General features: G+C 53.7%; 19 protein-coding genes and 2 pseudogenes. 4 read left to right on the forward strand and 17 right to left on the reverse strand.

All coding sequences use genetic code 11. The features are described 5' to 3' along the window. Positions 1 to 20 precede the first annotated feature (20 nt). A pseudogene (locus HLB35_RS19005) lies at positions 21 to 649 on the forward strand (GlcNAc-transferase family protein). After that, entirely contained in the window at positions 610 to 1,047 is a 438-nt protein-coding gene (locus tag HLB35_RS17955) for a GlcNAc-transferase family protein (protein ID WP_268895933.1), read from the forward strand. Before HLB35_RS19005 ends, HLB35_RS17955 begins: the two are co-directional and overlap by 40 nt. Positions 1,048 to 1,112: 65 nt before the next feature. Here HLB35_RS17955 and HLB35_RS16640 read toward each other — a convergent pair whose 3' ends face one another. From HLB35_RS16640 to HLB35_RS17600, 15 genes and pseudogenes are all read right to left on the reverse strand, one after another. Continuing rightward, complete coding sequence (locus HLB35_RS16640; RefSeq protein WP_216601577.1) at positions 1,113 to 2,765, reverse strand: hypothetical protein; 1,653 nt, start codon at positions 2,763 to 2,765, stop codon at positions 1,113 to 1,115. A 215-nt stretch (positions 2,766 to 2,980) separates the two neighbouring features. Beyond that, positions 2,981 to 6,163: a beta strand repeat-containing protein gene (locus HLB35_RS14545; protein WP_171703132.1), complete on the reverse strand. Its 3,183-nt coding sequence runs from the start codon at positions 6,161 to 6,163 to the stop codon at positions 2,981 to 2,983. Positions 6,164 to 6,189: 26 nt separating this feature from the next. Then, positions 6,190 to 7,272 (reverse strand): hypothetical protein, encoded by a 1,083-nt coding sequence (locus HLB35_RS14550; protein WP_171703133.1) that lies wholly within the window; start codon positions 7,270 to 7,272, stop codon positions 6,190 to 6,192. 25 nt (positions 7,273 to 7,297) lie between these two features. Continuing rightward, entirely contained in the window at positions 7,298 to 10,456 is a 3,159-nt protein-coding gene (locus tag HLB35_RS14555; protein ID WP_171703134.1) for a beta strand repeat-containing protein, read from the reverse strand. 56 nt (positions 10,457 to 10,512) lie between these two features. Beyond that, the gene (locus HLB35_RS14560; protein ID WP_171703135.1) at positions 10,513 to 11,418 is read right to left on the reverse strand and encodes a hypothetical protein; all 906 of its coding nucleotides are present in this window, start codon (positions 11,416 to 11,418) and stop codon (positions 10,513 to 10,515) included. Positions 11,419 to 11,928: 510 nt separating this feature from the next. Next, positions 11,929 to 13,119, reverse strand: a complete 1,191-nt coding sequence (locus HLB35_RS14565; protein ID WP_328732134.1) for an HlyD family type I secretion periplasmic adaptor subunit — start codon at positions 13,117 to 13,119, stop codon at positions 11,929 to 11,931. Continuing rightward, positions 13,116 to 13,253, reverse strand: coding sequence for a hypothetical protein (locus tag HLB35_RS17585; RefSeq protein WP_235937246.1), 138 nt, complete (start codon positions 13,251 to 13,253; stop codon positions 13,116 to 13,118). The genes HLB35_RS14565 and HLB35_RS17585 overlap by 4 nt, the downstream gene beginning before the upstream one ends. Further along, positions 13,250 to 13,552, reverse strand: coding sequence for a hypothetical protein (locus tag HLB35_RS17960; RefSeq protein WP_268895930.1), 303 nt, complete (start codon positions 13,550 to 13,552; stop codon positions 13,250 to 13,252). Before HLB35_RS17960 ends, HLB35_RS17585 begins: the two co-directional genes overlap by 4 nt. After that, on the reverse strand, positions 13,549 to 15,492 hold the full coding sequence (locus tag HLB35_RS14570) for a type I secretion system permease/ATPase (protein WP_268895931.1): 1,944 nt from the start codon (positions 15,490 to 15,492) through the stop codon (positions 13,549 to 13,551). The genes HLB35_RS17960 and HLB35_RS14570 overlap by 4 nt, the downstream gene beginning before the upstream one ends. Beyond that, the gene (locus HLB35_RS14575) at positions 15,489 to 16,130 is read right to left on the reverse strand and encodes a TolC family protein (protein ID WP_171703136.1); all 642 of its coding nucleotides are present in this window, start codon (positions 16,128 to 16,130) and stop codon (positions 15,489 to 15,491) included. Before HLB35_RS14575 ends, HLB35_RS14570 begins: the two co-directional genes overlap by 4 nt. 8 nt (positions 16,131 to 16,138) lie before the next feature. Next, positions 16,139 to 16,963: a TolC family protein gene (locus HLB35_RS14580; protein ID WP_171703137.1), complete on the reverse strand. Its 825-nt coding sequence runs from the start codon at positions 16,961 to 16,963 to the stop codon at positions 16,139 to 16,141. A gap of 2 nt (positions 16,964 to 16,965) precedes the next feature. Further along, positions 16,966 to 17,823, reverse strand: a complete 858-nt coding sequence (locus tag HLB35_RS14585; RefSeq protein WP_171703138.1) for a SapC family protein — start codon at positions 17,821 to 17,823, stop codon at positions 16,966 to 16,968. A gap of 24 nt (positions 17,824 to 17,847) precedes the next feature. Then, positions 17,848 to 18,204, reverse strand: a complete 357-nt coding sequence (locus tag HLB35_RS17590; protein WP_422822469.1) for a polysaccharide biosynthesis/export family protein — start codon at positions 18,202 to 18,204, stop codon at positions 17,848 to 17,850. Between the two features lie 90 nt (positions 18,205 to 18,294). Next, positions 18,295 to 18,734 (reverse strand): annotated as a pseudogene (locus HLB35_RS17595) (polysaccharide biosynthesis/export family protein); the annotation flags it as partial. Further along, positions 18,677 to 18,994: a hypothetical protein gene (locus HLB35_RS17600; RefSeq protein ID WP_235937248.1), complete on the reverse strand. Its 318-nt coding sequence runs from the start codon at positions 18,992 to 18,994 to the stop codon at positions 18,677 to 18,679. The pseudogene HLB35_RS17595 and the gene HLB35_RS17600, both read right to left, overlap by 58 nt. Before the next feature lie 215 nt (positions 18,995 to 19,209). Here HLB35_RS17600 and HLB35_RS14595 point away from each other — a divergent pair, with 215 nt between their 5' ends. Beyond that, positions 19,210 to 19,959: a hypothetical protein gene (locus HLB35_RS14595; protein ID WP_235937249.1), complete on the forward strand. Its 750-nt coding sequence runs from the start codon at positions 19,210 to 19,212 to the stop codon at positions 19,957 to 19,959. A 4-nt stretch (positions 19,960 to 19,963) separates the two neighbouring features. Continuing rightward, entirely contained in the window at positions 19,964 to 20,536 is a 573-nt protein-coding gene (locus tag HLB35_RS14600; protein ID WP_171703139.1) for a FlgO family outer membrane protein, read from the forward strand. A gap of 78 nt (positions 20,537 to 20,614) precedes the next feature. Here the strand turns inward: HLB35_RS14600 and HLB35_RS14605 are convergent, their stop codons facing one another. Next, the gene (locus HLB35_RS14605; protein WP_171703140.1) at positions 20,615 to 22,066 is read right to left on the reverse strand and encodes a hypothetical protein; all 1,452 of its coding nucleotides are present in this window, start codon (positions 22,064 to 22,066) and stop codon (positions 20,615 to 20,617) included. Beyond that, positions 22,044 to 26,864: a hypothetical protein gene (locus tag HLB35_RS14610; protein WP_171703141.1), complete on the reverse strand. Its 4,821-nt coding sequence runs from the start codon at positions 26,862 to 26,864 to the stop codon at positions 22,044 to 22,046. The genes HLB35_RS14605 and HLB35_RS14610 overlap by 23 nt, the downstream gene beginning before the upstream one ends. Positions 26,865 to 26,953 lie beyond the last annotated feature (89 nt).

Here is a 26,953-nt window from a genome sequence, read left to right on the forward strand (position 1 = left end):
TGAACGTTTGTGGAGACCCGATGACACAGGATTCAAGCCTGACTAGCACCTCTAAAGCAGCTGGAAACCGTCATCTTTTCGTCAGCATAGCGGCATTTTGTGATCCGTTTCTGCGCTTTACCATTGAGTCGCTGTTTGCTCAGGCCAGTGAACCTGAAAAGCTGTTTTTGGGCATTGTTGACCAAAGCCATGAATCACAGCAGGCATGGATCTCTACACTGACGCATGCCAATCAGATCCGCTATCTGCATATCGACCCACTGCATTCAAAGGGCGTTAGTTGGGCGCGCCACCTGGCCCAGACGCTCTATGATGATGAAAAGTATTTTTACAGATTGATTCGCATACATGGTTCACGCCCAACTGGGATGGCGTGTTGCGTCAACATATGGAGAACCTGCAGACAATACATCCACGCCCTGTCTTGAGCATTTATCCACCAGGATTTGAGTTCAATGCCAACGGACAACCATCACAAAAGATCAATATCAGCAAGAGTCTGGCCATATTTGAAGTCAAGCCAGACCAGCACCTGACACCTGACAACCCGGTACTGACCTTCAGGGTGACCTACCAGCCCGCCCCCCAGGACAGACACACCTATTATGCCTGTGGCTTCCATGTAGCTGGCGGTTTTTATTCACACTAGGGGATTTTGTGCGTGAGGTGCCTTACGACCCACATTTTTACTTTCATGGTGAGGAACAGCACCTTGCCGTGCGTGCCTTTACCCACGGTTGGGAAATCTTTCACCCTCCTTTCAATGAAGTCCCTCTGTTTCACCTCTACAAGCAACCCAACAGCACCTCAGCTAACCTGCACTGGCGCCAAGACCTCGATGTCCAAAGGCCCATCAAGTGGACGCAACGGCGTGCCAGCGCGCGCCAACGCTTAAGCAAACTGATCGATAACCAACTTGCCCCTCGCTATTCACTGGGCAATGAACGCTCGCTGGATGATTTTATTTTGCGCAGCGGCATCGACTACCGCCAGCATATAGTAAAGGCACCGATTACCAGCCTGGTGAAAGTACCTGAGCCGATTTGACCGAATAGACAACATGACAAGCTAGCCCCACCAAAGGATTAGCAATAGCAGGCGGGGCAATAGCACTAGGTCAGCTGGAAATCACTTATATTGTCATCAATCATCTTGCCTAACCCCTCACTGCCAAGCCCTTCAAATATGGCTAGGCGCTGAGCGTCCAGGTCGCTTTCAGTAAAGCCTGTTCCCGTGCGTTCCACCCTGGCCAGTTGCGCGTCACCGTTGCCTGATTCGGCCGCAAGTACATATAGCGCATCTCCTTCGTCCATTTCCAGCACCAGGTTTATCAATGCCGGATCCTGATCTGTCGGGGTCAAGCTCACGCTGGTCGTAAATACCACCATGCCAGTGCTATCGCCCAGAGCAAAGCTGGCAGAGTCAAATGCTTCTGCATCGACACCGGAACCTCTTAATGCACTTTGATCGAGTGATGAGAATTCAATAATATCGCCGCCCGCAGCTAATGCCCCTGTGCTAAATCCCGTGATGGTATCCACACCGTTGGTTGCCTGCGTAGCGCCTAGCAACAGAGTGTCACTTCCACCACCGGTCAGATCAAACGACTCATTTTCTGCCGAACTGGTAAACGTCTCACCACTAGGTTCTTCTGTTGGTTCTTCTGTTGGTTCTTCTGTTGGTTCTTCTGTTGGTTCTTCTGTTGGTTCTTCTGTTGGTTCTTCTGTTGGTTCTTCTGTTGGTTCTTCTGTTGGCTCTTCTGTTGGCTCTTCTGTTGGCTCTTCTGTTGGCTCTTCTGTTGGCTCTTCTGTGGGTGCTTCTGTGGGTGCTTCTGTGGGTGCTTCTGTGGGTGCTTCTGTGGGTGCTTCTGTGGGTGCTTCTCCCAGCACAATTTTCCTTACAGTCGCTTCAAGCTCTCCTTGATCCGAAAATCCATTATCAGGGCGACTGTTAAGCAACTGCTGTGCAAATTGATTCAACAGAACGTCACCTTGCGGCCCTAATGCTCGTAAATTTTCTAACGCCTGCTGAACATTCCTCTCCAAATCACCGGCATTAGCATCCAGTATGACCAGAATTTCCTGTGCTGATGCAGCAGAATTTATCTGTTCAACAAGGGTCTCAGCAGGTTCTTCTGTGGGTTCTTCTGCGGGTTCTTCTGTTGGAGAAGGGCCTGCTATTTGCCGTACGGCATCTTCCAGTGCAGCCTGATCGGCAAAACCACCTTCTGGCCTACGATCCAATAGCGCTTGCGCTGCCTGGTCAAGCAACCGGTCACCGACAAGAAGCTGCTGAACCTGTGGGTCAAGCTCATTTGAATAACCATCCAGAATACGCAGAATACGATCACTTGAGTCTGCGCTATTCACCTGCTCAAGCAAGGTCAGATTACGTGGCTCAGAGGTATCTGAAGAGGCGCTGCTAGAAGCGGCTGCCGCGCCGACACCTATCGCACCAGAACCTATTGCCAGGTTCATTGGCGATGCCATGGCACTCAATCCAGCGCCCCCATCCACGGCACCAGAACCCGCGGGGATAATCAGGCCCAGATCCTCTATTTGGCTCTGGGTAATGGTGACCACACCTTCGTTGATCTCAACGGCTTCTGCGGCAAGTTGCAGGCGAATGCCATCGCTGCGCACCACAATCACACTTCCATCGGGCTGAAGCAACACTTCCTCAATCCCTTCTATCTGGTCAAGCGCTATACGCTCTTGTGCATTGACAGCGTTCAATGCCAAAAGAGGCAACAGCGAACTACCCAAAGCAAGCTGCTTAAGGCGTTTACCTTGCTTGTGTGGCGTCAAAGTATGCTTGAAAGGTATATGTTTGCGAGAGGCAGGTAAAAGAACAGTCATGGTATGGCCATAGTTTGCACGGGTAGATACCCCAATAGTAAACAAAAAAACACACCAACAAGGTGTTGGTGTGTTTATCACGCCTGCGGCGAGCCGCAGGCGAACGCTTCAGAACGACCTGGTCAGGTATTGGTCAGGTTAAAGTCCTGCAGATTATCATCAACAATGTTACCAAGATTACCACCCAGGCCTTCAAAGGTCGCCAGTTGCTCATGAGTCGTTGAGTCACTTGCACCAACCTCAACCTTGAGGAGCTGGGCGTCCGAACCATTATCGGCGACTTCCAATACCATGATCGTGTCACCTTCCGTCAAACCAAGCTCGGAGAGCTCTGAACCTGCTGTTGTTGTAAATACCAGCAGCCCTATATCAGCACCCAACTCACCTGTAGGGTTCACTTCATAGTTAGTGCCTAGCTCGGCCGGCAGACCCTCAAAGTCAATCACGTCACCACCATCAGCCGTTGCGCCAACGCTGAAACCGGTAATCGTATCCGTACCATTGTCAGCCAGGCTGGCAGCAAAGGTAAGGGTGTCACTGCCACCCGCACTGATATCGATGGTGTTGTCCAAAGAGCTGCCTGTGATGTTGTCATCACCGCTACCACTAACAACGCCAGCCACGCCTTCATAGTCGCCTTCACCTAACACAATGGCCTGATCTTCTGTTTCGCTGGCGATGCTCTGCACTACCTGTGTTTGGAGCGCCGACCCCAGATCAGTCAACAAGGAAAGATCATTCGGATTGTTGAGGTTCTCCAGATAAGTGGCCTGGCTCTCTGGGTTCAGGTTACCGTAACCGGTAACAGCAGATTCCAGCTGGCTGACACTCAATGAAAGACCATTGAAGCTAACGGTATCTCCATCGATTTCAACACCAGCAGGTACCTGAGCTGGGTTAGCTTGACTCAACAGTGTGTCCACCTGGCTTGCCAAAGTCGCCATCAGGCCGTCACTTCCGAAGTCAGCAGCTTCAAACTGCTCTCCTTCTAACTGCCCAACTTTCTCAATGAACGATACCAAAGACGGTTGAAAAGCAAGACTACCGAGGGTCTCGTTGCTTTCAACTTCCAGCTTGAGCGCTTCAGCAAATGCTTCAGTGAAGAAAGCCTGCGGGTCAAGCAGCTCATTGATCTGCAGGTCCTGTGCCGATGCAAGAGCCACTGCCTGAGCTTCAGCTCCTAGACCATCAAACAAGGTTTGTAGCTGCGTCACGCTTTGTGCATCAAGCGAAAGGCCACCGATTGAAATGCTTTCATCGTTGAGCTGAGTCGCCAGCTCACCCAGCATTTCGCTGAACTGCGTAGCATCCACGCCACCTGTCAAAGTGGTGAAGGCAACTTCAGCTAAGGCATTAAGCTGTTCCGGATTAGCAGCGGCCAGAGCGGCCACATCGCTGACCAGTGCAATGGCAGTGTCTGCATTAGCCTGAGTAAACACGGCTCCATCAACACTCAGACTAACGAGATTATTAAGAACGGCAGTCAGATCAGGAGCATCAGCACCGTTAAAGAACACCTGCGCCTCGCCTGTTTCAGCCAACTCGACAGCTCGCTGAATGGCTTCACGATAATCAATTAGCGCATTCAGCTGCGATTTGCTTAACGTTGCCTCACTTTCAGTATTGTTAATAATATCATCTGACAACCGCTCCACAAGGCTGCTACTTTCAACAGCAATATCTATGGCTGCAAGAGCTGCAGAAAAGCCTTCACCAACTCCGGTAATTTCCCAAGCGTCTACCGTGTTGGCAATATCTGAACCGCTAGACAATTCAGCCGCCTGCGCAGTGAACAAGCCAGATGCAGTATCACGTATAGTTGTTGAAACCGCCTCGTCAAAAACATCTGCTGGAGCATCAGCAAGACTGGAAGCTGTATCGGTCAACGTGTATGGCACAGTGACCGCAACGTCCGCCGTATTGGTAGCCCCGTCAATCACCGCCTGCTCGTCGGCATTAAAGAAACCGTCCTGGGCTGCCGTGACACCGGCGTCCAGATCGGCTACGGCGGTGTCAATCGCATCCGCCGTAAATGCGGTATTGCTCAGCGTCCAGGACTCGGCACCGCTGATGACGGCTGCATCTGCTGCCACCAGATTCGCCAGCGTATCGGTCAACGTGTATGGCACAGTGACCGCAACGTCCGCCGTATTGGTAGCCCCGTCAATCACCGCCTGCTCGTCGGCATTAAAGAAACCATCCTGAACTGCCGTGACACCGGCGTCCAGATCGGCTACGGCGGTGTCAATCGCATCCGCCGTAAATGCGGTATTGCTCAGCGTCCAGGACTCGGCACCGCTGATGACGGCTGCATCTGCTGCCACCAGATTCGCCAGCGTATCGGTCAACGTGTATGGCACAGTGACCGCAACATCCGCCGTATTGGTAGCCCCGTCAATCACCGCCTGCTCGTCGGCATTAAAGAAACCGTCCTGGGCTGCCGTGACACCGGCGTCCAGATCGGCTACGGCGGTGTCAATCGCATCCGCCGTAAATGCGGTATTGCTCAGCGTCCAGGACTCGGCACCGCTGATGACGGCTGCATCTGCTGCCACCAGATTCGCCAGCGTATCGGTCAACGTGTATGGCACAGTGACCGCAACGTCCGCAGTATTGGTAGCCCCGTCAATCACCGCCTGCTCGTCGGCATTAAAGAAACCATCCTGAACTGCCGTGACACCGGCGTCCAGATCGGCTACGGCGGTGTCAATCGCATCCGCCGTAAATGCGGTATTGCTCAGCGTCCAGGACTCGGCACCGCTGATGACGGCTGCATCTGCTGCCACCAGATTCGCCAGCGTATCGGTCAACGTGTATGGCACAGTGACCGCAACGTCCGCCGTATTGGTAGCCCCGTCAATCACCGCCTGCTCGTCGGCATTAAAGAAACCATCCTGAACTGCCGTGACACCGGCGTTCAGATCGGCTACGGCGGTGTCAATCGCATCCGCCGTAAATGCGGTATTGCTCAGCGTCCAGGACTCGGCACCGCTGATGACGGCTGCATCTGCTGCCACCAGATTCGCCAGCGTATCGGTCAACGTGTATGGCACAGTGACCGCAACGTCCGCCGTATTGGTAGCCCCGTCAATCACCGCCTGCTCGTCGGCATTAAAGAAACCATCCTGAACTGCCGTGACACCGGCGTCCAGATCGGCTACGGCGGTGTCAATCACATCCGCCGTAAATGCGGTATTGCTCAGCGTCCAGGATTCAGCACCAAGAATGGCTTGGTTATCACTAGCATTTGCCAAGTTTTCGAGAGTGTCCTCGACAGTCCAGTTGAATAACGCATTAATATCCAATGAACTCGCGTTGCTAGCACTACCTGTTAAAAAAAAACAGATGCCAGTGCAGCCTTTGCAGCACTGACTGTCACTGTACCAGCATCAACAGATGCAGAGTCAGTATTAATCGCATAGTTCGGTACAAGTTGCCCTGCTTCAGCATCACCCAAGGCCTGCGTAAAGCTATATTCAACTGTTTCCCCACTCCGCTGATAGTTATCTAGCGCATCCAGGCTCTGATACTGTTCTAGCGTGATAGTGTCATCAGTTACATTGACGCGTGAAGCACCGACAATGACAGGAGAACTGACATCATCAAGTACAGCGCTTGCCGAATCTTCGATTGACCAGGTAAATAGATCTGCAACTACAAGATCTTCTGAATTGACGGCATTCTCAATGGCTGTTTCGACCTGCGCAAATGTCTCACCAGCAGCAGCAACACTTACAGCGCCTGCTGCGAAGACAGTCGCATCAACTGCATAGCTTTCCGGCAATGCACCTTCAATATCTTGACCATCGACCGCCTCTTCCAGCGTTACTGTAATGACAGTGTCATTACTGACCACATCAGTGTCGCCAATATCAACATTACCAAGCGCATTCAATACATCAGCCTGAACCTGAGTAATCTGTGCGTTAGTTAGCGAGATGGTGTCTGCACCAGTGATCCATGGTTGATCTTGTGCCGCAATAATACTCCCAGCACCACTGTTAATGGACCATGTCAGTAGATCACCGACCTCAAGTTCATCGCTATTAGTGGCGCCGTTTATCAATCCCTGTACAGCAGTGTAAGCTGCTTGTGCTTGTGCCACTGTGACTGTGCCTGCATCAAGCAAAGCATTTGTCAGAGCGTACTCATCAGCAGCTTCACGTACCTCTTCAGCAGCTTGTAAATTGGCCAAAGAGTCTTGGAGCGTGAAGTCAAGCTGGTCAAGCTCTACATCGCGCAGATTAGTGAAGTTGCTGATCTGAGCGACACTACGTGCTCCTAGAGCGTTGATATCCAGCGTTGCTCCATCAGCGACATTCAGTGTGAAGCCACCTAAGACAGTACCAGTATTAATGCTTGCATCATCGGTAATATTGAGTTCTTTAGAGCCGCTTACCGCAATGCCGGTCAAGCTGGTATCTTCCAGCTGTGTACCGCTAATACCGTCGAGTGTTACCCCCTTCTCCGCTCACATCTATGCTGCCTGCTTGATCAAGGGTAAGAGTAAGAGTACGGCCTTCAGAAACATCCAGCGCTAGGTTATCAGGCAGATTTGCATCAGTAATATCGAGGTTACGACTGATCTCAGCAGCAACAGGTACCTGAATACTGGAAAGATCAATATCACCTTGCAACAGCGCACTGAAGCCAGTTAACACGACACTTCCGTCACCGATGATAGTAACGTTGTCAGCTTGCGCTGCACGCAATGTAAGTGTTTGGCCTTCCGCCAATGCAACGGTAACGTTACCAAGCTCTGTATCAGCATCAAGGGTAACAGCATCATCGACTAGGGAAGCCTGCGCATTACCAGTGATGTCTGTAAAATCTACACCGACAGCACCCAAATCAGTAATATTCAAGGTGCCTTCAGAAGCATTGATGCTCTGATTGCTCACCTGACTAGCTGACGCATTCAGCTCTGCTCCATCGAAGAGAACAAGCGCAAATTCAGGTAGATTATCTTCTTCGCCCAAGGTGGTAGTACCGTTTAACTGCAGGGTTGCGATACTGCCCAAGTTGCTAAAGTCGGTACTCGTTAGTGTACTGCTATTAACATTAACCAGTAATGAGCCAATGCCCACAATACTGGCACCATCGATTTGTTCTGCATTGGCCGTAATGGTAACGCCTTCACCCAGGGTCAGGGTACGTGCACCTGTGCCAAGGACGATATCCAACTGCGTGGTATCCAATTCACGCGGGCCAGTTAGTGCAATATTGTTACCCAGGGCAACAGTTTCTACATCGCTGGACTGGGTACCACGGATACCTTCTGCACCTTCCTGAATAGCTGCTAGAAGACTATCAAGTTGGTCACTGTTATAGACTGTCGCGGTTTCAAGGAACAGCAGACGGCCGCTTTCGTAATTGGCAACATCTATAAACTCACCGGAGTTTTCGACTTGTAAAATAACATCAGTATTTTGTGGAAGGCCAATGTTTTGGCTTTCAAGCCAATCAACTGTGACGCTGCCGTCTGTATCGATTTCAATATCATCTAAGATGCTTTGATCAGCAAAGCTCAGACGGATAACCGGCAAGTTGGCACCGCCAGGTGCGAAAGAGATTACGCCAAGATCAACGCCGTCAGCATCGACATCGGTTATATCCAGCTGACCAGAACCACTCAATGCATCTAGTTGTTCACCAAACGCTTGGAACTGACTCGAGCTCATTACGACAGTCGAATTCACAATCAACCCGATCTGTTCATAACCCTCTGATATAGAAAGATTAGCAATATTTACAGTGCCATTACTGGCTTCTAAAATATTGTTACCATTGCCAAAGTTCAGCGTACCGGTAAGGTTGACTGTATTATCTGCTTCACTACCAAAATCAAAGACCACATGGTCATTGCCTGCCAACGTGGAAAGATTTAGTGCAACATCAGCAGAATCAACGCCATCTGTAAAGGCGCCACTAACGTCGATTTCAATACGATCAGCACCAGAAGTACCTGTCAGTTCAAGTCCATCTGCTTGCTCACCAGTGATACGCAGTTTACCAATCGTGCTGTCACCTAAACTGAAAGTACCATCTGTGAATGTAGCACCAGTCAAGTCCAATGTCGCAACGCTAAAGCTATCTGGCACTGGCCCACTGTCAATATCACCAACTGGCGCTAACGTACCATTGCCAACGACATTGTCAGGAATCGTATCAGGGTCCTCTGCGGTGATCGTAACTCCAGACGCAATATTAAGGGTTGTTATTGAATCCAGATTGTTCGTGACAGCGACTAGCTGATTGTCTGTCATTCCTTTGGTAAGAACATTGACTTCAGACTCTGACGCCAAAGGAGAAGTATCTAGAAGAGCCGTTATGCTGTCTGCACTAACGCCAGAACCGATGCTCAAAGTACCTTCGACAGATGCAACATTACCGCTCTCTAAAGCACCCGCCAAAACATTCAGCTGTGCTGCACTCATGCCGGTTGCATCAACCTGGGTACCAGGAGCACGCTCAATCAGCGCACTTAGATCAGCTGTACTCAACTCGTTCGTCACAGCCAAATCGGAGATAGTTGCATCGGCTGATAATCTGTCAATGTTTTCAGCAAGCACGCCGAGCTGATCAGCGGTTGCGCCTTCCGCATTGACACCTGCAACAGCACCTGGAGCCAACGCAGAAGCAAGGGAATGGAACTCTGCAGCAGTCAGAGTACCAGCAGTATCAACGCTTTCCGGCGCAAGCTTGTCGACGTTAGCCAGCACCGTTTCAGCATCTATTTCTGCCAAGGTAGTAATATCCGAGACAATCGCACTACCGTCTTCTAAGGCTGCAGAAGCACCATCGAGTAAAGTCAGCAGCTGGTCAGTTGACAACTCGATACCGTCATCAGCGCTAATGGCACCTTCCGCAAGCTTACCGGCGTTGTTGACAATAACTGGAACAAGAGCGCTGCTGATGGGATCACCACCATTAACCAAAGAGATATTAGCGCCAACTGCAGATGCATCGTAAGCCTCAAGCAAAGAACCAAGTTGTTGACCTAGAGCTGAAACATCAATTTCAAGCGCACCGACAATCTTATCGACAGACGAGGCGATGGCACTACCGTCAAAAAGAGCCTCAAGCTGCTCAGTGGTCATACCGCCAGCAATGACTGTGACAGTATTATCTTCCCCTTCCAAGGCTGCCTGGATGTCATCCAAACTGCTGTCGCGGGTCAAAACGGTCGTATTACTCAGCCCATCAATAAATTCCTGTTCTGCTCGGGCTGCCTTAATAGCCTTGGTAGCACTATCTCCTTGTGCCGCAGCTTGAGCAGAGGCCAGCAGGCTGTTTCCAGCTCCGGCATCGGCATATGCAGTTATATCGGCTGCGCTAAGATCAGCACTAGCATCATCGATGTTATTCAACTGTTCTAGCAAAACAGAAGCTACTTGCCCTGTGGCACCTAATGCTTCGACAATATCAGCATTTCCAAGTGTACCGCCGCTGGATAATATATCGGCCAGGGTTTTACCCACATTTTCCACACCTAGGGTTTCACCCAATGCCATGGCCACGGCTACTTTTATACCTGCCGTTAATAACGCCGCATTTTCGCCACCCTCTTCCAAAGGGTTAGTTTTGAGCAGATCCACGCTTGAATCAATGCCAAAAGCCGACTTGATGGCCTCCTCAGAGGCACCTTCAGCAATCAGAGTTGTGAGGGGGTTATAACAGTCGCGCCGGCAGGTGCTTTTAACGTACCGTCAAATGGCAGTCCTGTGCTGATGTCAATTGTATTTTCATCACCAACTACCGTAAGCTCTTTATCTAAGCCCTCAGGCAACTGCAACAAACCGTTAATTGAAGTGGCCTCACCACCATCCCAAGTGACAGTAGCACCATCCAAGTAACCATCAATAACAAATGCATCAACAGTGTTAGGCTCCCCAGGCTCTTCAGTTGGGGCTTCAGTCGGTGTTTCTGGAGCAGACGATGAACTACTATCGGAAGAGGCCAGCGCAGCCACGACACCCACACCTGCAGCCCCCATCGCAAGTTGGGCACCTGTTAACCCACCCAGCACAGTGTCACCGGACGCACTTGAAGAGCTAGTGCTAGCCGAAGCACCGCTGCTCATTGCCGCACCCTCTAACGGAGTACTAAAGCTGTAATTGCCGCCCAAGCCAGCGCCAGATACTTGAGCTTCGGTCATGACAACCTGGCCGCTTTGCACCTGCATGGCGCCCGGCTCTATCAGCATCCGCTGACCATCTTCCATGGTGATCGTAGCGGTCCCGTCTTCATTCAAGACCACACCTTCAACACCTTCAAGTTGCTCTACCGGTATCGCAGCAGCTTCCAAAGCACTTTGAAGTGCCTGGGCGTCCACGGCAACCTGCTCACCCATCATCTGCACATGGTCAGCGCCAAGTTGAACAACTCGGCCATCTTCAAAAATAATCTGCAGACCGCCATCAGCTAACTCTTCAGTGGCTGCAACGCCGTTCAGGTCTCCCACCGCAACCATTTCACCTTCAGCTGCCTGCGCCAACATTGGCAGTACCAAGGTGCTGGCCAATGCACCGCCGGCCAGTTTACGCTGATGCTTAGCCATCCACTTACGTACAAAACGCACACGCTCAGTCGGGTCAACGGGCACGCTAACGCGGGTTACGCCGCTGCCTGGCTGATCAGCAAGTGTTGCAAGATCATGACCTTTACGAGCATCGGTGACGCGTACGTGGTCCAGTGGGTGGCCAGCAAGAAAACCTTGTCGAGTTGCTGACAAAAGTTGGCCTAATTTGGTGCGTAGACTTTCAGATGAAATGTTTTGCATGATGGGTCCTTTGAAGCTATGTTAGCAATCACTTGTGGAATATGGACAGCAAGTCGATAGATTTATCTATTTCTATGATTACTTCCAACAAAATCCATATTATGAGCCAACTATTCATTGTTTTTGCATAAATTGTTAGCTCACTTCATATATCCATGAGTTGAATCAAAGATCAATATAGAAGATTAATGGTACATGCTGCAATGCTCCGTCGTAACATTATGCATAACTCAAGCAAAGTTACGAATTATCTAATTTTCTGTCGGTTTGTGGTATCTCACCACTTGATCAGTCCCTTAGTGCACGATCACGTACTTTCACGACCGGCTCTAACAGATAATCAAGCACGCTACGTTTGCCATTTAGAATATCCACCTGGGCGACCATACCGGGAATCACATCAAGAGGCTGTTCATCTATATCGTATAAATTCCCGCTTGTGCGCACCTGCACAGGGTACATCAATTCAGAAGACTCCCCGCTGGGCACTTCAACGGCATCCGCGCCGATCATAGTCAGCTCGCCATCTAGACCTCCATAACGAGCGAAATCATAAGCCGTCAGCTTTACCTTGACGCTTTGGCCCGGATAAAGGAACGCAATATCCGCAGGGCGTACATGGGCCTCTATCACTAGGTCATCACCTATCGGCACCACTTCTACCAGCGGCTCTCCAGGCGGTGCGACACCGCCGATCGTATGCACGTGCACCTGATTAACAATGCCGTCCACGGGGGCGCGTAATGTCGTGCGAGCCAACTGCCGTGCTCTGGCAGGCAGACTTTTCTCCAGCTCCGCTGCACGCGCTGTTGCATCAGAAAGCTCCGCCAAGGCTTCAGCCCGGTAGGCATTGCGCTGCGACTGTTTGCGCTCCTCGATTTCTGCAATCGCGGCTTCCAGGCGCGGCACCGCACTGCGCTGGCGCGCTACCTCACCACTTAAGTCATTCAGCGTACGGCGTAATTGTAACAGCGAGGTTTCAGGCTCCAGCCCACGTGATACCAGCGGCTCAATCAGCTGCAGCTCACTTCTAACCAGCTCAACGCCAGATTGGGCCGCATCCAGGGTGGCACGAGCTTCGACCAGCTCCTGCTCACGTTGGAAACGCTGACGCTCCAGTACCTGAATTTCCGATTCAAGCTCGATACGGCGCCCGTGAAAAAGTCGGGTCTCGGTGGCCACAACGCTGGGGGCAGCATCGCTTACCGCTTCGGAGAACACCAGTTCCTCGTTATTAAGGGCCGCTTCAAGGCGCTGAATCTTGGCTTCCAGCGCAAAGTAACGCTGCTGCAATTCGTTATACTCCCCTTCAAACAGGCCTGCACCAAGCACCATCAGGACGTCGCCTTTTTCAACACGATCGCCGCGCCTAACGCGAATCTCTTCAACCACACCACCTTCCAGACTTTGCACGATCTGCAGGTTCCGGGAAGGCACCACCTTGCCCTGCCCTCGGGTCACTTCATCAATTTCAGTCACACTGGCCCAGGTAAAGGCGACTGCAAAAACGCCAGTATCAGGCCAAGCAACAGGCTTCCGGCGATGGGGCGCCGCGCTTTGCCGTGGCGCAGAAAGTGTTCAAATTCATCTTCACGTTGAGACGCGGCACTCATGGCTTAGTCTCCATGGCAGGTGTGCTCGAGCCGGGCTGACGTTTACGCGTTTCGACCGGGCGCATCACCTCGGCTTTAGGACCATCGGCCACGACCTTACCCTGGTCCAGAACAATCACACGATCCACCAGCTCCAGCAGGCTTGTCCGGTGGGTCACCACCACGAGCGTTTTCTCCTTGGCAGCGACTTTCAAGCGCGTAATCACGTCTTTTTCGGTCTGAATATCCATGGCACTGGTCGGCTCATCCATCAGCATGATGGGCGGGCTACCCAGCAGGGCACGCGCCAGGCAGATCAACTGACGCTGGCCGCCGGAAAGCCCTTCCCCCGCTCGCCAACCACCATGTCGTAGCCATGTGGATGGCGGGCAATAAAGTCATGGGCTCCCGCCAGTTTTGCAGCCTCCAGAATATCCTTGTCAGTCGGGTGATTACCGCCGATCGCGATATTCTGGCGTACCGTGCCACTGAACAGCCAGGACTCCTGCAGCACGCTGCCAATACTGGCGCGCAGATCAGCGGGGTCCAGCTGGCGGATATCGGTATCATCCACCAGCACGGCACCGCGCTCAGGTGGGTAGATACCCAGCAGCAGGCGCGCCAGAGTGCTCTTACCCGAACCCACCCGCCCCAGCAGGGCTACTTTTTCACCTGGCTGGATCGTGATGTTGATATCGGCCAGGGCTTCAACGGTCTGATCCGGGTAGCGAAAGCTGACATCCTGCAGCGCCAGCTTGCCTTCCAGCGCCGGACGGCTGAGATAACGCCGTCCTTCCGGACGCTCCGACGGCATCGCCATCAGCTGGTCAATGGCGCGAAACGAGGTGCGTGCCTGATTGATGCGGGTCATTGTCTGGGCGAGCTGCGCCAGGGGTCCCAGGGTACGCCCGGTCAGAATCACACAGGCAATCATCGCCCCCATGGAAATCACACCGTCCCCCACCAGAAAGACGCCATACACCACAATGCAGATCTGGGCGGCTTGCTGAGTAAAGGCCGTGGCATTGAGCGCAAATTGCTGTATCGCACGCCCACGCCGACCAATATCCGACTGCTGACGCACGCTTTCCTCCCAGCGCTCGCGGATCAGGGGCGCGGCCCCGCTGGCCTTGATAGTTTCCAGCCCTGAAATAGCCTCAACCAGCACGCCCTGCTTGTTGCGGCCTTCTTCAAAAGCGGTATTGGACAAGCGGCGCAGAAAGGGCTGCACGGCTACCCCTACCAGCAATACCAGAGGCACGGCGACCAGAGGCACAATGGCTAGTGGGCCACCGATCAGATAAATCACCCAGATAAACAAGAAGATGAAAGGCAGATCGACAATTGCCACCAGGGAGGCCGAGGCAAAAAACTCACGTAGGGTTTCAAATTCACGCAAAGTATTGGCAAAGCCGCCCGCCGAGCCGCGCTTGGCGCTCATCTGCAGATTCAGCACGTGGTCAAAAATGCGTCGCCCCATGCGCAAATCCGCCTGCTGACCAGCACGGTCAATAAATACTGAACGCAGCGTCTTGACCAGGAAATCAAACAGCAACGCCACGCTGACGCCAATCGTCAGGGCAATCAGCGACTCGATGGCCTCATTGGGCAACACGCGGTCATAAACCACCATGATAAACAGCGATGTGGAAAGCCCCAGGAAGTTAGTCAGCGCCGCTGCCATGATCACCTGAGCGTAGATCCAGCGATTGGATGAGAGCGCGCTCCAGAACCAGTGACCCTGGCTCAACGCCGGCCCCGACTGGGTGGCCGCCGGACGATGCTTTGCCCGCACCGCAATAATGTGTCCCAGGTAATCCTGGGCAAATGCCGCCTGAGCGTACTCAACGGTCGTATCACCCAGGGCCGGGTCATACACCGCAAGCCCGCCATCAGGCAGTTTCTGGGTAATCACCACCGCGCGGTTACCGCGCAAGAGTGCAACGGCAGGCAGCAGGCTATTGGGCAACTGATCAAGAGAATACTCACCAAGTGCAGCCACCAGGCCATGGCGTTCAGCCGTCTCGATAAAACTCTTGGGATTGAGAGTGCCATCCAGACCTACCCGACCAGCGCGAATGGCACTGTCAGAAACGGGCATTTCCAGATGACGCGCCAGAAAGATAAGACACTGCTCAAGGGGGTCTCCCTGATAGGCGTCGCTATCACTGCTGTCTGCAGGTTGACTGTCCTGACGTTCGTCCTGCTCAGCATCCTGGGCGCTGTTATGCTCGTCCTGGGCATCACTCGATATGGTCATTCATAATCCTGATTTCTGAATTCGGGCAAAACGTCAATATCAAGCGCTGGTAACAGCTCACCCATCAACAGGAGCTGTCGGTAACGGGCCAGCTCCCAGTCTGTGCGACTATCCACCAGCGCGGTGGCACTCTGGAACAGATCCCGCTGGGCATCAAGCAAGTCATTGAGATTACGCCGCCCGATACCAAACTGAGCACGGTAGGCGCTTAGCGTCTCGACATTTGCTTCCAGATTCAATGACTGCGCCCTCCACAGTTCGCGCTGTGCTTCAACATCCGTGAATGCCGTGCGCAGGCGAGTCTCCAGGTCACGCCGCAACGCCTTACGCTCCTGGTAGGCTCGCTCGGCGCGCTGCTCGGCCTGAGCGCTTCGCGAGGAGGCGGCACCGCCAGTATAGGGCTGGTAATCGACCTGAAAACGCAGGGCCAGATCGCTTTCAGACTCTGAGGGCTCATCCACGCTGAACTGACGACCTTCCACTACCGCTGACAGTTTGGGTAATTGGCTGGCCTGAGTGGCACGTGCCTCTGCCTGGGCAGCATCCGTATCGAACAGGCTGCGCTGCAGTTCCGCATTGGCAGCGATGGCGTCATCCAGAGCAGCTTCAATAACGGGCACGTCCGGGAGTTCAAACATGGGGAGCGTCAGCCCGGCAGGAGCCTGAAAGAAAAGCTCCTGATAGCGGTTGCGGGCCTGTGCAGCTGCCCCTGCAGGCTGGTCTGACGGGCGCTGGCCTCCGCCAGGCGACTTTCCGCACGCAACACGTCGGCGCTGGAACCGGCGCCTCCCTGACGTCGGGCGTTAACATCGTCCAGAATCTGCTGATGCTGCTCAAGATTATCCTGTGCAATCGCGACCTGAGCCTTGTAGCGAACAACATCAAGGTGAGCGGTCAGTGCATCAAGCACCAGCTCTTCAGCCCTCACACGGCTTTCCCACTCCTGCGCCCTGGCACTGAATTCAGCGCTATCGACCCGCTCCCCGCTGGCACCAAAATCATACAGCAGCTGCGAAACGCTAACGTAGGCATCCAGCCGGTTACCGCTATCAAAGGCGTTACGATTCACTTCCTGGAGGCTATTGCGTTGCTCAAGCCCCATGCTCACCTGAGGTAGTCGCTCAGCGCGTACTTCATCGATACGTAGCCTGCTTTCCTGCTCCTGCGCCCACTGCGCCTGCAGTCGCGGCTGTCGGTCAAGCGCCTCGACCAGGCGTTGCCGCAGCACCTGGCCCGTGCTGTTAGCCTCAGAGTGAGTGGCCTGCCAATAGAAAGGTGCCAACGCCTCTTCAGTCAGCGCTGAAAAAGCAGGTTGATCGGTCGAAACGCCTAAGTTGTCATTCTCGGGCGACAGCTTGTCCTGGGCTTCAGACGACTGAGCAAACACCACACCTGAGTATGCCGACACTGTCAGTAGCGAGGCAGCCAACAAGGCCCGGCATTCGGCGCGACCGTTTTTCAGCTTCTTCACACTCACTCCTTGCGGTTGAAATCATCAGATCGACAGATAGTGCATTTAGCGGCTTGGAAATGTCCATTCATCAGGTGCGGGTTCTTCGGCCAACGCATCGCGCCAGCTTTCCAGAACGGCTTGCTGACGCTGCTCACGTGGGGGCGAGGAGGAAAAAGGCAAGGAAGATTCACGCGACTGCTGGTTACGCGCCTGAAGAAGGGTGAGGTTGGCTCTGGCCAGCAGGTGCGCGCGTAGATAAGCGGCAGAGCCCCCTGACGGCGGACCCTGGCAGCCGCTTCGTCATCAAGGGCATTCCAGCGTGCTTCATCAATGTGATAAAGCTCAGGCAGCTCCTTCAGAACCGGCGATTCCCACGAGGTTAACACACCATAATCATCCAGCACGCTCGCCAGTTGACTCAGTTTCTCGGAACCGTTTGCCCATGCTTTCAGAAATTCATGCGTTTTCTGCACAAAGCTTGCCAAGCCGCGCTCATCATCAAACAACGGCTCTCCCTCATAGCTTTGTACCAGCCACTCAGAGCTCTCATCGACACAGAGTGTATCGGGGTCTTCGCGGTGAACACCAAACGGCTGGCTGCGCAACGCGGCCGGCACATAGCGCTGGCACCAACGTCCATCATTACCATCTACCCAAACATTCCGCCCAGGCACTAGGCCAAGCAGAGCCACCACCGACCAGGTGCCTTCCTCAAATCGGAAAGCAATGGGAAATGCCAGTGCCGCCTGGGCAAGCTCCTGCTCGGCCAGAGGTACCCAATGAACCTCGGCAGCAAAATCATAGGACGTAAAACGCTGCCACATCAGGCCGCCGTGTGCTGACCATGAAAGAGGCACTAATGACGCATCACTTAACATCCTGGCTCCTCTCAAAACTATCTATTAAAGCAGCTCTTCTACGCTATCACGCATATTGACGCCGTCGCCCGGGAAGTCCATTGATGGCAGCAGCAGATCAATAACGCGGTTCCAGCGCGCAATCGGCGCTGTCGTGACGTAGATAACATCACGTGGCTCAAGCGTGAACTGGCTGCCCACCATAAAGGCAGTCGCGTTACGGATATCCAGCTGAAAAACGGTGGCCAGCTTGTCGCTTTCTTCAGGCTGGCGGCGCAACACAAAAATGCCTGAAGGCGCGGCCTTGGTTTCATCCAGTCCACCTGCCCGCGAGATAGCATCTGTCAACGAGAAGCGATCAGCGCCCATACGCAGGCTGCCCGGTGAGCGCACCTGCCCCATCACTGCCACCGCCTGGTTATCCGAGGTAGGCACATGTAACACATCGCCATCTTCAAGCAGCAGGTTCTGACTCAAGTCGCCTTCTTTCAACAAGGCATACAAGGAAATTTCCCGCTCTTGTCCGTCGCGGTTCAGCACCGCATCATGCCAGTTGGCATTGTCCGCCAACCCCCTGCCTGGCTGATGGCATCAATAATGGTCAGCGGCGTATTGGTAATCGGCAGCGCCCTGGCAGAGCTTACAGCACCACTCAAGAAGACTTTTTGCGATTCGAATGCGGCCACTCGTATTACCACTTGAGGGTCGGTGAGATACTCGCTCAAGCGGCGGGACAGTTCCTGCTGGATATCCTTAACCGTGCGCCCCTCTGCCTCCAATGTACCGATGAAGGGATAACTAATGGTACCGTCAGCCTGTATCAAATTCCCTGATTCATTGAGCGAACGATCTGACCCGGCGCCAAAAGGGTTAGTCAGCTCCGGATGGTTATAACAATAATGCTTAACACATCGCCGGGTCCCACCAGATATTCGTAGTCATCAAATGCCTGGCGCTGTTCTGCGCTGAGCGGTTGCGCTCTGGAAACAACCGAGCGATAAGTGGACACAAGACCCGGCGTTATGGGTTCGATATCTACCAGGTCATCCAGAGGAGCACTTTCAGTGCGATACTCGATATTGCCACCGGGTGCTAATGCACAGCCACTCAGTACAACCCCAAAAAAAGCCGCCATAGCGGGTAAAAAAGAATTTTCCGATTCATAGCTCAGCTCAATAGAAGCAACACGCACTGATCACGGCAAGCGTTCAACCATGCAAAGTGTAGTCAAAGATTAAATATTGCATCAGTCTACTCTGCACAGGCCATTAGCTCCAGCCCTCGATTGGCTTTGCCTCATGCCGATCCTCGAAAAACATGCCTAAAGTTTCAAACGCTTTGGCCGATTCTTGTAGAATGTGACAAATTCGTCACTCAATACTGTTTTATCGCGGGAAGGAACTGCCAGTGTCATCCTACTCATTTGATACGCCATACACTCAGCCCGGCGCATTACCCTGGCTACGCCCTCTCGCTATCAGCGTAGCGGCAGTGGCGCTAAGTGGCTGTTTTAGTACGAACACCTCGCAAGCACCCATTGCGACGACCTACCCCTACAGCAAGCAGCAGCGCATGCAGGCCGCGCACCACTGGGATGTGCTGGCCAACCACCAGGCAGAAAGCATTGTCAGCCAGGCCGACACCCGTTTTCGCGATTTATATATCCTGCCCGCCGCGGATGACATGTCGTCGCTGCAGGGTGGCGAATTTGATCGTGGTTTTCGTGACTTACTGACCAGCCAGCTGGTATCGCGCGGTGTACGCGTCGTGCAGGCGCCACATGAAAACAGTGCGTCCGTCCAGGTTAATGTGGAGCTTGTCGAACACCGGGCGAACCGATTTGTTCGCCCACCCAACGGGGTACTGACGGCCCTGGCAAGCGGCATTGCGGTGGCCACCTACCCCATCAACCATTGGAAGGAGCCTGCCCTGGCCCTGCTTCCCTTAGCGGCGGCCGCGGATGTCTCCAGCGGCAGTTGGACGAGCGAGAGTAATGAGGAAATCATTGTTACCACCCAGATTGTTGATGACAATCAGATTCTCTATTCATCTTCCAACATTTACTACACCAACCAGGAAGACCGTCGCCATTACGCGCCCAACCAAGTAGTTAAACCACCTGCCATACCCACTATCTCCATTTCGGACGCCTGGTAAGCCTATGCACCTGATCCCGTTTTCACCTCTGAACCTGTCTGTTTTGCGCGGCCTTCTATTGACGTTCATGACGGTTGTATTAAGCGCCTGCTCACTGCTGGATACCAGTAGCTCAGCACCACCTCCACAGCCCGACCTCTCCGAACTCGCCCATCAAGCGGCCGAAAAGATCGTGGCAGGCAACCCTGACATTACCCATTACAGCCCGATGATCGCCTCCACCTTTGTGGATATCGATAACCTGAGCCAGTCCTCAACCTTTGGACGCATCAGCTCAGAAATCATGGCATCCGCCCTGGCGCGTTACGGTATGCAGGTACGTGAAATCAAGATGCGCGACAGCATGTTCATTGAAGAAAGCGTGGGCGAGCTGATCCTCTCCCGCCAGGTACAGCGCCTGAGTGCTCAGCACGACGCCCGTTCGATATTGATGGGCACTTACGCCCAGGGGCAGGATTATATCTACGTCAGCGCGCGAGTAGTAAGCACAGGGAATGCCATGGTGCTGGGAACGGCCGATTTTCGTCTGCCGCTGGATAATAATACCCGTAGCCTGCTCGACGATGGTGGTTGGTAGCAGCAAGAGTGGCTGGGCCGAAAATCATCGGCCCAGCCACATTCAGGTGCTAGCTGCCTGACTGATTGTCGTAACTGGTCAACCAGTTCTCCTCATTGAAGTTATCCAGCGTGACATTCTCGAAATTTGCCAATAACTGCGCATTGGGAGAGGACTCCGCCCCCCTTCCACCCGGTATAGCTGGGCATCGTCATCAATCGTCAGCGTTTCACCGTTACCCGCCAGCAGATAGGTCACCTCGCCATCCTCAAGGCCAAGATCATTCAGCCAGCCAGTATCTGCACCAGTGAACTCAGCGGTGGTGAAGACCGCAAAAGCCACGTCTACTCCCAAGGCCTCACTTTCATCGGTGTATTGCGCGAAATTAGTGTTTTCCCAATCAGTGGTATCGTAGCCACGCAGCTGGGGCAGCTCGGTATCGGCCAGTTCTATAAACAGCTGATCCCTTCCTTCCGGCGGCGTACCCGTCGTGAAATCTGTAAAGCTTTCAGGGGCGCTCCCGATCGCGGGATTCCCGTCCAGGCTGTATTCAACCGCCTCACCTGAACGCACATAGTTAGCCAGTGCTTCCAGCTCAGTAAACTGATCCAGAGTGATCTGATCATTGGTGACATTCAATTCATCAGCCCGGGTCAGATGTGCCACATCGCCGGCTGCCAGGATTGCCTCGGCTGAATCAAGCACCGTCCAGTCAAACAGACTATCCAATCTCTCTATGGTTGGCGTATAAGCCCCTTCAAGGATCTCTTCCGCCTGTTCCAGCGTATCACTGGCCGTCGCGATGTCGATGCTACCCGGTTGGTAAGGGACATCAGGCACAATTTCATAGTTGTCGACGAGGCCGTCGCTTTCCACAGCCTCTTTCATGGTATAGCGTACTCGGGTTCCGCCCAGCGCAAAACTTCCTCCTTCTTCCACAGCTCCCAGCACATCCAGCAGATCCTGGTAGTTTTCAAAAACAATGAACGTCTCCGTCTCGTTCAGGGTAACGGTTTGCGCTTGAGACACTTCTGGCGTGGTCAGGTTATCCACCAGGGTTTGAGGGCTGTCGTCTATATCCCACTCAAGGGTCTCCAGCGGGTTATTGATGGCACCATCAACCACATCAAGCATGGTGTTGGCCTGTGCCACCGTAATAGCATTACTCAGCGTACTGCCAGACACGATGGCATAGTTATCCAGCAAGCTATCCTCGGCGACCGTCTCAAACCCGGCGGTTGCCCCAAACGCCTCATTCAAGGTGTAACCCACGGCTTCTGCATCGCGCTCGAAGTTGGCGAGTTCATTCAAATCTTTGAACTGATCCAGACTAATCTGGTTATTGGTAACGTTAACTTCGTCCGCCCGGGTGAGATGACCGACATCACCGGCTGCCAGAATCGCCTCAGCCGAATCGCGTACCGTCCAGTTGAATAACGTATCGGCATCAAGGCCTTCGGGCCGAAAAGCGTCAGCAAGGATACTTTCAACCCGCATCAGGGTACTGCTGGCGTCTCTGAGACTCAGATTATCCAGTGCGTAGGGGGACATCCGTAATAATTTCATAAACACCGACTGGCCCATCGTTTTCTACCGCCTGCTCCAGGGTATAAAGCACCCGCGTACCCACAAGTGACAAACTACCCGCGTCATCTGCGGCCCCCAGCGCTTTCAGCAGCGTCTGATAGTTATCATAATCAATGGTTCTGTCGCTGATGATAACGGTTTGCGCCTGGGCCACTTCGGGCGTTTCAAGGCTATCAAGCAGCGCCTGGACAGTGTCCTCAAGCCGCCAGTTCAGGGTTTCCAGAGGATCATTGACGGCGGCCTCCACTACATCGACCAGCGTATTGGCCCGAGCCACCGAGATACTGTCAGCAAGGGTACTGTCTGGCGTGATGGCGTAATTATCCAACAGATCACCGACGGCCGCGGGATCAAAGCCATTAGTCGCGCCAGACGCCTCCTCCAGGGTATAGGCCACAGCGACTGGACCGCGTTCATAGTTTTCCAGAGCGTCCAGCAAGGTGAACTGGTCAAGAGAGATCTGATTATCCGTCACCCTCAATTGTGTGGCCCGGGTGAGAGGATCCACATCACCGGCATCCAGAATCGCCGCGGCTGAATCACGCACCGTCCAATTGAACAGCTCATCAACATCAGGATTTTCAGGTGAACGGGCACCAGCAAGGATATTTTCGACACGCGTCAGGGTAGCGCTGGCGTCAGTGATACTGAGATCGTCCCGGTCATAGGTTGCGTCCGGCACAATGTCATAATCATCGACAGGCCCATCGTTATCCACCGCCTGCTCCAGGGTATAAAGCACTCGCGTATCCACAAGTGACAAACTACCCGCGTCATCTGCGGCCCCCAGCGTTTTCAACAACGTCTGATAGTCGTCATATGAGATGACATCGTCGCTGATGGTAACGGTTTGCGCCTGGGCGACTGCGGATGTTTCCAGATTATCGAGCAGCCTCTGAGTGCTGTCATCAAGCTCCCAGCTCAGTGTTGCCAAAGGATTATTAGCCGCGCCCTCCACCACGTTGACCAGGGTGTCGGCCTGAGCGACCGAAATAATTTCGGAGAGAGTACTGTCAGCGGCAATCGCGTAATTATCCAACAGTTCACCGACCGCCGCCGGATCAAAGCCACCTGTCGTGCTGAATGCCTGATCAAGGGTGTAAGCCACGGCTTCGGCGTCGCGGGCATAGTTATCCAGAGTACTTAGCTCGTCAAACTGCGCCAGGGTGATCTGGTCATCGGCGACATTAATGACGTCAGCCCGGGTAAGAGGGACTATATCGCCGGCCGCCAGAATTGTTTCGGCCGCGTCACGTATTGTCCAATTGAACAGTGCATAGACGTTGGCGTCATCAGGCGCCAGCGCACCTTCAAGAATAGTTTTGATTTGCGCCAAGAACTCCCTGGTCTCATTGATGCTCAACCCGTTCAAGGGATAGGCCTCGTCCGGCACAATTTCATAGGCATCAACGGGGCCACCACTTTCCACTGCCTGCTGCAGGGTATAGCGCACCAGAGTGTCATCCAGCACAAAACGCCCGCCATCTTCGGCACGTCCAAGGGCATCAATCAGCTGCTGATAATCCAGGTAGTTGATGATGTCATCGCTCAGGGTGACCCGATCAGCGGCGGTAATGGCACGATTGTCAGCACTTTCCAGGATGGGCAGGACCATGGCCAACCCATCAAGCACTTGCCACTCCAATGCGTCCAATGCCACTGTGTTCTGGGCGTTATCCAGAATCTCCAGCGCCGTCTGGGCACGCGCGACCCCGATTTCCCCCAGAGGCTGACGAACATCAAGCTCGTAGCTGGCAGGCAGGTTGTCAGCATCTACCGCACTCAAGGCTTCCTGCATGGTGTAAGAGATGATTTCATCGCCCACTACATAGTTGTCCAGCCCTTGAAGCAGCTCATTTTCGCGCAGAGAAATACGCGCGTTGGTGACAGTCACCTCGCCAGCATTCTGAATATAGGGCTGGTCGATCGTCGCCTCTGCGGTAATCGCAGCGGCCATATCCTCGATGCGCCAGTTGAAAATTTCGCCAAGCGCCAGATCATCGGTATTATCCGCCTTCTCGACCAACGCCAACACCTGGGAGTAGACGCTTTCCGCCTGATCAACCCTCAGCGCATTGGGTGGCACCCACAAGGCGTCAGGATCAATCGCATAGGAGCTATCTGGCGACAACTCTTCTGCCACCGCCTGTTCAAGAGTGTACTGAGGAATTACCCCTTCGCTTGAAAAGTTAGCCAGCTCAATCAGCTGTTCATAGTCGCGAACTGGCACATAGTTACTGGCGACCTGAATACTTTGAGCTTGAGTAATATGTGCTTGGCCAATATCCGCCACGACTGCACTGGCGGTGTCCTCGATGCCCCAGGTGAACAGGCCATCCGGCAACGCATCACGGTTGCTCGCTCCCTGTATAAACGGATTGACACGCGCGTATTCGGCCTCAGCCTGATCAACCGTCAACGTGCCTGCGTCAATGGTAGGTTCCGCTTCCAGGCGGTAGTTACTGGCCAGAGGCTCGGCATCCAGCGCCTGTTGAAGCGTATAGACCACCAGCGTATCTGCCAGCTCGAAAGGCCCAAGGCTATTCAGTTCAACAAACTGCTCAGGTGTCAGTTCGCTTTCTGCAACCTGAAAGGAATCAGCCAAGGCCAGCTCTGGCCGTTCAGGCGACACGTCCAGAATGTTGTCGAGGGTGTCCTCGATACTCCAGTCCAGTAACTCGCGCCAGGCATCATCGCCCTCTGGTGAATTTTGGGCGTTATCCAGAATCCGTGCCGCTGTATCAATCAACGCCGCCCCTCTCTCCAGGCTAACGTCCCGCTCTACATAGACGGCATCAAGGTCAATGGTGTAGTTGGCAGGCAGCTCCAGGTCATTATCCAGACTATCCATGATCGCCCGCATCATGGTCATGGGCACCACCGTATCGCCCAGATCGAACTGCGCTAAAGTGTCCAGCTCGCGATACTGGCCGATCGTAATAGTGGCATCGCGCAGAGTGACCGAGTCAGCCCCTTGAATCTCAGGCCTTGAAAGCGTATCAGCGGCCAGAATCAGATCTGCAGTGGACTCCACCGACCAGCGATACTCTTCACCGGTAGGAATGCGCTCGCTACCAGTTTGTTGGCTATAGGCCGCGTTATCCAACAGGCTATTGACCCGTTGCAGCTGCTCCCCTGCTCGGGTCAGATCCAGCACGCCTGCATTCAACGGCGACTCTGACGGAATAATAACGTACTCACCTGATGCCGGCGGCAAAGGTAACGCAAGCGCTTCTTCCAGCGAATAATCATCCAGCCTGGCCCGCTCACTGACTTCAGGAAGAATACTGCCCTCAGCGCCCTGCGCTTTTATCTGCGCCTCGCTTAGCGGGTTAGCGTTGCCTTCCCGATAGGTCGCCAACAGGCTTTCATCCGGCGTATCAGCTGCGGCATCAAGGCTATCCAGCACGCTGACCACAGGTAACTCAGCCCCTGGCAAGCCAATGGCCGACGCCATTTGCTCATTGCTCAGGGTGCTGCCGTTATTCACCGCCTCAACCATCATCTGATAAAGGTTTGACAGGGCGGCATCAGCACTTTTACCGGCAGCCTGGGCGGCGGATAACACGCTTGCTACCTTGATACCGGCCACCAGCAGCTCCAGATTTGCGCTGCCTTCGGCCAGGGGGTCAGTGTTACGTAGATCAATGGGCGTGTCCTGACCCTGCAACCCCAGCGCTCTTAATACTACGGATTCCGCATTAGTACTGTTGCTTGCAACCATCAGGGTAGTTAGCGGTGTGACCACTGAAGAGCCTTCCGGCGCGCGCAGGGTCAAGTTAAACGGCTGATTGGTCGCAATATCAACGCTTCCCTGCGTGCCGTCAGCAGCGGCTACCGGGTCTACCTGTATATAGCCACTGCCCTGCAAGCCTTCAAAGAAGCCATCCTCGTTAGTGATGACTTCGTTGCTATCAAACTCTCGTGTCACTTTAGCGCCAGCAATATAGCCATCAATGACAAAACCGCTGATCGTTGAAGGCGCACTCTCACCGGTGCTGCCGCCTCCGCCTCCACCGCCCCCACCGCCAGCAGCAGCGCCCGCGCCTAATGCCAACGTACCGCCACCTACATATACCCAAGGGGAAATACCACCCCCATCGGCATCCGCTGATGAACCGCTGCGGATATTGCTACTCGTCGATGAGCCTGTGCTCAGTGCACCGTTCGACACCACTTGCCCCACCAGCAATGACGACACATCCTCACTACTGGCAATACCATAACGAAGCGCATCGTCAGCACCAATCCAGGCAACATCACCGGTCACATCAACATCACTGCTGCTCAGCAACAGGCGCGCACCGTCCTCTCGGGTCACCTCGACGGCCCCACTGGGCAGCACCTGCCAACTGGCCACGTCCGGCAACGAGACTAACGAGGTCTGTAGTACCCTGCTCTGCCCCAGCGCCTCCAGCAAGGCATCAAGCTCGACAACAACTTCTCCGTCTTCAAGTGCTACATGGCGAGGAGCAATTTCAACTGCCATGCCACTTTGCATCTCAAGAGTCACCCCGCCGTCAGACTGGCGAACCACGTCAGATACGCCAATAACATCATTAGCCAAGACCTTCAGCTCATTGGCTAACGCCGACTGTGCCAGCAGCGGCATCACCAGGGTACTGCCTATACCGCCACGCTTGATTGCACGTTGATTGTTCTTGACCCAGCGACGCACAAAGGCAATGCGGTCGCCGGGGTCCAGTGGAATATCGATACGCCGAGCACCGGACATATCTGAATGTTCGAGTCTTTTATCCAAGTTACCTACACGCACACCTGGCAACCAATGGCCACCCAAAGTAGCAGGCCGGGTCAACGTTTTTAACAGTGCTGCTATCGACATCATCA

The sequence above is a fragment of the Vreelandella azerica genome, from assembly GCF_013112225.1.
Classification (GTDB): Bacteria; Pseudomonadota; Gammaproteobacteria; order Pseudomonadales; family Halomonadaceae; genus Vreelandella; species Vreelandella azerica.